This is a genomic window from Microcystis sp. M_OC_Ca_00000000_C217Col, from assembly GCF_007095585.1.
Classification (GTDB): domain Bacteria; phylum Cyanobacteriota; class Cyanobacteriia; order Cyanobacteriales; family Microcystaceae; genus Microcystis; species Microcystis panniformis.
The window spans coordinates 1-6,439 of the sequence record NZ_SFBV01000292.1 but is presented as its reverse complement, the minus strand read 5'-3'; the positions used below and the strand labels follow the sequence as shown (position 1 = coordinate 6,439).

The following is a 6,439-nucleotide window of genomic DNA, read 5'->3' as shown; positions in this document are numbered from 1 at the left end:
CCCTAAGCCGAGTTTTCAAGGTGCTGCGCCGTCCACTTGGTTTTCGAGACTGGCCTTTTAATTCTAACGTAAAGCCAACCTAGAACGGCGGGGTTTCAGACCCAAAATTTCCGATGACCAATGCACCTGACGACTACGATAGTCCTTGGAAAACGGCTCTGGTGCGGTATTTCCAGGAATTTCTGGCGTTTTACTTTCCGGCGGCTTATGAGTCCATTGATTGGACATTCCCCCATAGGTTTCTGGAGCAAGAACTGGCCCAAATTGTGGCAGATGCGGAATTAGGGCGGCGACGGGTGGACTGTTTGGTAGAAGTGACCCTGACCACGGCCAAGCAGGAATGGGTTTATATTCATGTGGAGGTTCAGGGGCGACCGAATAGAACCTTTGCTGAACGGTTGTTTATTTACAACTATCGGCTTTATGACCGTTACCGTCGCCCGGTTGCAACCTTAGCCGTGTTAGCAGATACAAATCCAAGCTGGCGACCCCAGGGATTCAGCTACGACTTGCTTGGTAGTCGGACAAGCATTGAATTTGCGACAGTAAAAATTCTTGACTACGCCAACTGTCTCAATGCTTTGCTAGACAATCCCAACCCTTTTGCCCTGGTGACTGCGGCCCATTTATTAACCCAACAAACCCGCAATAATCCGTCAGGGCGCTATGACGCCAAGTGGCAGTTGGCTCGATTACTATATGAGAGGGATTGGGATAAGCAACGGATTCTTGATTTGTTTGGCATTATCGACTGGTTAATGAAGTTGCCCCAAGACTTGGAGAAACAACTGTGGACATCCATTCAAAATTTGGAGAAAAATAAAGCCATGCCCTATGTCTTATCGGTAGAACGTATTGCCCGTCAAGAAGGTCGTCAAGAAGGTCGCCAGGAGGGTCGTCAGGAGGGGCTTCTCGAAGGAGAATCTCTGCTGATTGTGCGACAGTTGTCAAAACGATTTGGTACCCTGAGTCCGGATGTGGTGGCCCAGATTCGTGGGCTGACGGCGTCGCAATTAGAACAGTTGGGGGAGGCTCTCTTGGATTTTCAATCCTTGGCGGATTTGGATAACTGTTTGGATTCCCTTTAAATTCAGGTTTGTTAAGCGACCAGTTTAGTCAGTCCACTGCCGCAGCCCTAGACCGAGTTACGGATTTTGCTATTGGTACTGATAAAATTGACCTGCTTAGTCAAGCTGGTGCGGCAATATCGTACTTTTAGCCCTGAAATATATGATAGCGATGATAGTTTAAAAAATCTAAATCTGGTGAAAAGCGAGCGGGAACATTTAAAGTTTTACCGCGATAGTTGATAAAATTTAGTGCTAACGTCTCGCTACCTTGATCCTGAGCCTTTTTTTCGATCTCATGGCCAATAATTAATCTTAAATCCTCATCGAAACTAATTAAACCTCGATCGAAAGCAGTATCATGAGTACGAGCTAGGCACAAGCCATTATGAGGGTTTAAACGCTGTTCAGGAAATTGACTCCAGGGTAATATATGACTAGCTGTTAGTAACAGCGGAATGGGATTTCCTGTAATACAGCAACGATAGTTATATAGGGCTAAAATTGTCTTTCTAAAAAAGTTTTGTCCGATTCTAACTTTTCTGATTGCCTCGGTTTCTGTTTTGATATTTTCCGAAAAATCAAGTCTGGTAAAATCCTCTTGCTGTTCGTTGATAACTCCTAAAAGAACTTGTAATTTTTCCTCACTTTCTAGGGCTAATTCTGTCCAGTTATCCTCGAACTCCTGCCAGATTTGTCGATCAGCTTTACTGATACCTTTTAACCCCTGTACTCCTCGCAATTGATGCCTGGGATCGAGAGAACCAAAATTACATAGTTTCATCACCAGGGCCGATGGTGTTCGCTGTAACTTTTCAGCGACTTCGATAATAATAGGATTATTGGTGTGGAATTGTCCATAGGGAAATTTATAGTATAAATTGAGAGCGATCAGCAGCTCATCCCTTGTCCATAAATTCTTAGTCATAGCCCTTGGAAAATACCACCATCAGCCCTGAAATTACTGCTCAAATCAAATCGGGAAAAACTTCGCGCACTGCTGGATGAATTAACCGATGATTGGCGACATTTAACCCCTTAGCGAGGGAAACATCTTGATCCAAAGCTTTTACTCCATGGTCGGCTAATTTAATAACGTAGGGTAGGGTACTATTATTTAAAGCTTGAGTTGCCGTCCAGGGTACTGCTCCAGGCATATTAGGCACTCCATAATGTACTACTCCCGACTCCAGGTAAGTCGGTTGACTGTGGGAAGTGGCCCGCAGGGTTTCCACGCAGCCGCCTTGGTCCACTGCCACATCGACAATTACGGAACCAGGGTTCATTTTGGCGACTAAAGAGCGAGAAACCAGCGTCGGCGCTCGTTTTCCTAAGACTAGCACTGCTCCAATCAATAAATCGGCCCTAGGAACCACATTTTCTAATTGTGCCGAGCTACTATAAAGCAATTCTACCCGCGAACCGAATAAAGTCTCTAAATAGGCCAAGCGCTCGACGTTAATATCTAAAATAGTTACTTTTGCCCCCATACCGATGGCAATTCTGGCCGCTTCCGTACCCACCACACCACCGCCAAGGATAACCACTTGTCCAGGACTCACCCCAGGGAACCCCCCCAGTAAAACTCCCCTACCTCCCTGTTGTTTTTCCAGATAGCGGGCCCCAAATTGTACCGAAAGACGACCGGCAATAACACTCATGGGAGTTAAGAGAGGCAAACGACCATCGGCAAGCTCGACCGTTTCATAAGCGATCGCAGTTGTTCCCGACTCAATTAATGCTTCCGTTAAACAGCGCTCGGCTGCTAGGTGTAAATAGGTGAAAAGGAGAGCCTCCTTGTTTAAAAAGCCGTATTCTGCCTTAAGCGGCTCTTTTACCTTGACAACTAGCGGTTTATCCCAAACTTGGGCCGCTTTTTCCACAATTTTGGCCCCGGCTTTTTGGTAATCTTCATCGCTGAATCCGGCACCTAATCCGGCGGCCGTTTCCACAAATACCCTGTGACCGCGATCATTGAGTACACGCACACTACTGGGACTTAAACCGACGCGAAACTCTTGATCTTTAATCTCTTTGGGAACACCTATTTCCATGGTTTGCTTCTGGGGGACTATTTCTAACTACTTTAGCCTGTTAGTCCTAGTCTGCCAGTTATCAGGCATACTATTGGGGAATTTTAGTGACTTTTTTGGTATTCTTCGAGCAAATCGATTAAATCTATCTGACATTTGCTGGGTAACAAATCCGCTAGGGAAACTTGCAGATGACCACCTCCGAGGGTGACTTTTATCTCCCGCAGGATAGACATGACTGCATTCTCACTTAAACTGTCGTTTTCGAGCAAAGGGAAGACTTTTTCGGCAACGACGCTGTGTAAATGTGCTTCCCGGAGATAGAGATGCCATTTAGCCACGTCAATGTAGATATTGTCCCCGATTTGGGCCGCCAGATTTTCGATGTCCTGAGTTGTGTTAGCCATGGGATGTTACCGAGTAGTCAGCGATCGCCGCTATATAAATCAAATGTCCCACCAATAGGATAGCCCAAATTCCCGTGAACAGATTTAACCAAGTCCAATCGGAAAATTTAATGATATGAAAAAACCACAACCCTGAATTAATCGCTAAAAAACCCGCTACATGAACGGCGAAATTCATGCGATCATCTAAACGTCGGAAAGCGGGATCGTTTTTGCGGTCGGGTTGACGGGGCCAACGAGGAGGCATAAGCAGTGATCAGTTATCAATTATCAGTTATCAGTGTACCGTTTTTTTTAGCTAAGTTAAGTTGCCAGAGTGCCTATCCTCACCAAGAAGTTAATTTTGTCCTATTACTTATCTACTGGTGACAATTTCCACTTCGGGTAAGATTTCTAAAGATAAACGGGTTCTGACGGTGCCAGAAAGACGTTTAAGCAGTTGTGGGCGTAAATCGCGCAGAATATAGATTAATTCATCTCCTGTGCGCCATTCTTCCCTTTCTGTGACTACCTGTAGGGAATTATCGCGGCGCAATAGTAGGGGCAGCAGTTCGCCATTTTCGATTAATTTAGTTAATCTGGTTTGTTGTTCGCTCAAATCATCGGCTTTAAAGATAGTTTTACCCAATTTAATCTGATTATCGTCTAAATACTGATTCCATTCCTTGACCGAAAAACTAGGCAGAAAAACCTGATTAACCTTATTTTTATCTGGGTTAGGGGTTCCCGCAAAGGCAGCCAACACCCGGGGAGGATGAAATTCCTCCCCGGCTCTTTGGGCTAAAACCAGATTAACCTCGCTATTATTAGTCAAAACCAGAAAAGTCCCCATGGATTCGATGCCGGCTTCTTGCAGTATTTTTGTATCAAGTGCGCTACTCTGCAGCACCGTCAAACCCTCTTGTTTTGCTTGCTGACAGGCCGCAGCATCCGTATCGATTAAAACCACGTTTTCCCCTTGTTCTTGGAATAAACAGCCGATTAAGCGACCTAGGGGATTACAACCGACGATTACTGCCCCTGTTGCCGCAGAAGAAGTTATTTTTAGCCCTTTTGCCACCCACCGCGCCGTTAATCCCTGAATAAAAACGGTCATTAAAATTGTTAAAAAGACTAAAGCTTTGATCGCTTCACCGCCATTAATACCGGCACGGGTGAGTAAAATGGCAAATAAAGAAGCTACAGAAGCGGAAACGATTCCCCTAGGGGCAACCCAAGCGATAAATAACTTATGTCGCCAATTTAGGTCACTTTTTAGGGTACACAGAGCCACACTCAGGGGACGCACCACCAGCATCAAGACTAACACAGTCAGGACGCTGCCCCAACCCAAAGCGATGACACTGGCGATCGAAAGATCCGCCGCTAGTAAAATAAACAGTACCGACACGCAAAGAGTGGTTAATTGACCCTTAAAACGTCTTAATAACCGCTCATCGGGAACTGCCGCTGCTTTTAGCACAATTCCCGCCATTACCACCGCCATTAATCCCGATTCACTGCGACTAAATTGCGATAAACCAAATAATCCCCAGACTCCCGCTAAAACCACGAGATTCTTTAGCTCAAAAGTCAGAAAATTGCAAGTTTTTATAATAAAACTTAACAATCCGCCGCCGACAATGCCGATCGCCGCCCCGATGCCTAAACGCAGGGTTAAACCAGTGATAATTGCCATGGGGCGGGAATGACTATCAATAATCGTATTTAGCACCACTACGGCTAAAATTGCGCCCACAGGGTCGATTAATACCCCTTCCCCTTCCAAAAGCGTCGCCACCCGTCGATCTACGGCTACTTGCTTCAGCAAAGGCCCGATCACCGTCGGACCAGTTACCACCACTAAGGAAGCGTAAAGAAATGCGATCGGCCAGGGAAATTCCCCCAACCAGTGGGCTGCCATACCGCCACCGATGAGAGTGATGGAAGTACCGAGGGTGACAAGGTTGCGTAAACTGCCAGAAACTCGCCCTAATTCCCGTCCGCTTAGGCTTAAACCGCCTTCAAATAGGATAATCGCCACAGAGAGGGCAACAAGGACTTCTAAACCAATTCCCAGACTTTGGGGGTGTAAAATTTCCCAACCATCGGACCCTAAAGCAATCCCAAAAATGAGCAGGAAAACAATACTGGGAACTTTCAGGTATTCGGCGATGACTTGGGCTGTAATCCCCGCCACCACAGTGATGACAATTTGCAGAGTAAGGGCGAAAGATGGATCCATGTTTAGCGATCGGTTATCGGCTATCGGTTATCGAGGCGGGGTTATGGTTGGGGTTTAATCATTCTAATTTTGACTCTCCCCCGCTAACCGCTCGCGCGGTGTAGCGGGAGATTCTCGGTTCATAGGTTTTTAACTAGATCGACCTGGTTTAACCCAGTCGATCCCCGTCAAATCGCCTCCGCGAGCGTTTTCTAACACGGTCAGTCCGACCGCGTTTTTTCCTCGGTTCTCGATTACCTTCGCTGATGCCGTGTCTCTCGGTTCAATGTGGCCGCAAGAATCACACCGGTGAACTCTTTCTGATAACGACTTTTTGCCAGTAATCGCGCCACAATTCGGACAATCCTGGGAAGTTCCGTTTTTATCGACCTTAAGATAATATTTCCCCCGTTTCCAAGCGACAAACGGTAGTATCTCGTTAATAAAACTACCGATGCCCGAATCCAGAGATTGTTTTCTAACGATCCCTCTAGACCAGGAAATGAAGTTAATATCTTCGACAAAGATATTATCAGCAAGATCACAAAGGTAATGAGCTAACTTAAAGTGCCAATCTCTACGAGTATTAGACACTTTTTCATGTAATCTCGCTATCTTCTCCTGAAGTTTTAACCAATTGCTAGAGCCTTTAGTTTTCCGTTTCAAGCGTCTTTGTAGCAATTTAAGCTTACTCTGTACTTTCAACAAAAATCGAGGGGCTTTGATTAA

Annotated in this window: 7 protein-coding genes and 1 pseudogene; 2 read left to right on the top strand and 6 right to left on the bottom strand. The window is 45.8% G+C overall.

Translation table 11 applies throughout. The annotated features are described in order from the left end of the window. Nucleotides 1-113: 113 nt before the first annotated feature. Both EWV66_RS18685 and EWV66_RS24485 read left to right on the top strand, forming a co-directional pair. Complete coding sequence (locus EWV66_RS18685; RefSeq protein ID WP_002785426.1) at nucleotides 114-1,088, top strand: DUF4351 domain-containing protein; 975 nt, start codon at nucleotides 114-116, stop codon at nucleotides 1,086-1,088. Nucleotides 1,089-1,108: 20 nt separating this feature from the next. Continuing rightward, a pseudogene (locus tag EWV66_RS24485) lies at nucleotides 1,109-1,210 on the top strand (bluetail domain-containing putative surface protein); the annotation flags it as partial. Nucleotides 1,211-1,215: 5 nt separating this feature from the next. Here EWV66_RS24485 and EWV66_RS18680 read toward each other — a convergent pair. The 6 genes from EWV66_RS18680 to EWV66_RS18655 all read right to left on the bottom strand — a co-directional run. Further along, a complete protein-coding gene (locus EWV66_RS18680) occupies nucleotides 1,216-1,995 on the bottom strand; it encodes an HNH endonuclease (protein WP_287107998.1) in 780 nt (259 codons plus the stop codon). 40 nt (nucleotides 1,996-2,035) lie between these two features. Next, nucleotides 2,036-3,121, bottom strand: coding sequence for an alanine dehydrogenase (ald, locus tag EWV66_RS18675; protein WP_052276345.1), 1,086 nt, complete (start codon nucleotides 3,119-3,121; stop codon nucleotides 2,036-2,038). 83 nt (nucleotides 3,122-3,204) lie between these two features. After that, nucleotides 3,205-3,507, bottom strand: coding sequence for a DUF3181 family protein (locus EWV66_RS18670; RefSeq protein ID WP_004161125.1), 303 nt, complete (start codon nucleotides 3,505-3,507; stop codon nucleotides 3,205-3,207). Further along, on the bottom strand, nucleotides 3,500-3,754 hold the full coding sequence (locus tag EWV66_RS18665) for a hypothetical protein (RefSeq protein ID WP_052276346.1): 255 nt from the start codon (nucleotides 3,752-3,754) through the stop codon (nucleotides 3,500-3,502). Before EWV66_RS18665 ends, EWV66_RS18670 begins: the two co-directional genes overlap by 8 nt. Nucleotides 3,755-3,862: 108 nt before the next feature. Beyond that, complete coding sequence (locus tag EWV66_RS18660) at nucleotides 3,863-5,731, bottom strand: cation:proton antiporter (RefSeq protein ID WP_052276347.1); 1,869 nt, start codon at nucleotides 5,729-5,731, stop codon at nucleotides 3,863-3,865. A 129-nt stretch (nucleotides 5,732-5,860) separates the two neighbouring features. Next, on the bottom strand, nucleotides 5,861-6,439 hold a 579-nt coding region (locus EWV66_RS18655), incomplete at its 5' end, for an RNA-guided endonuclease InsQ/TnpB family protein (protein ID WP_287107997.1).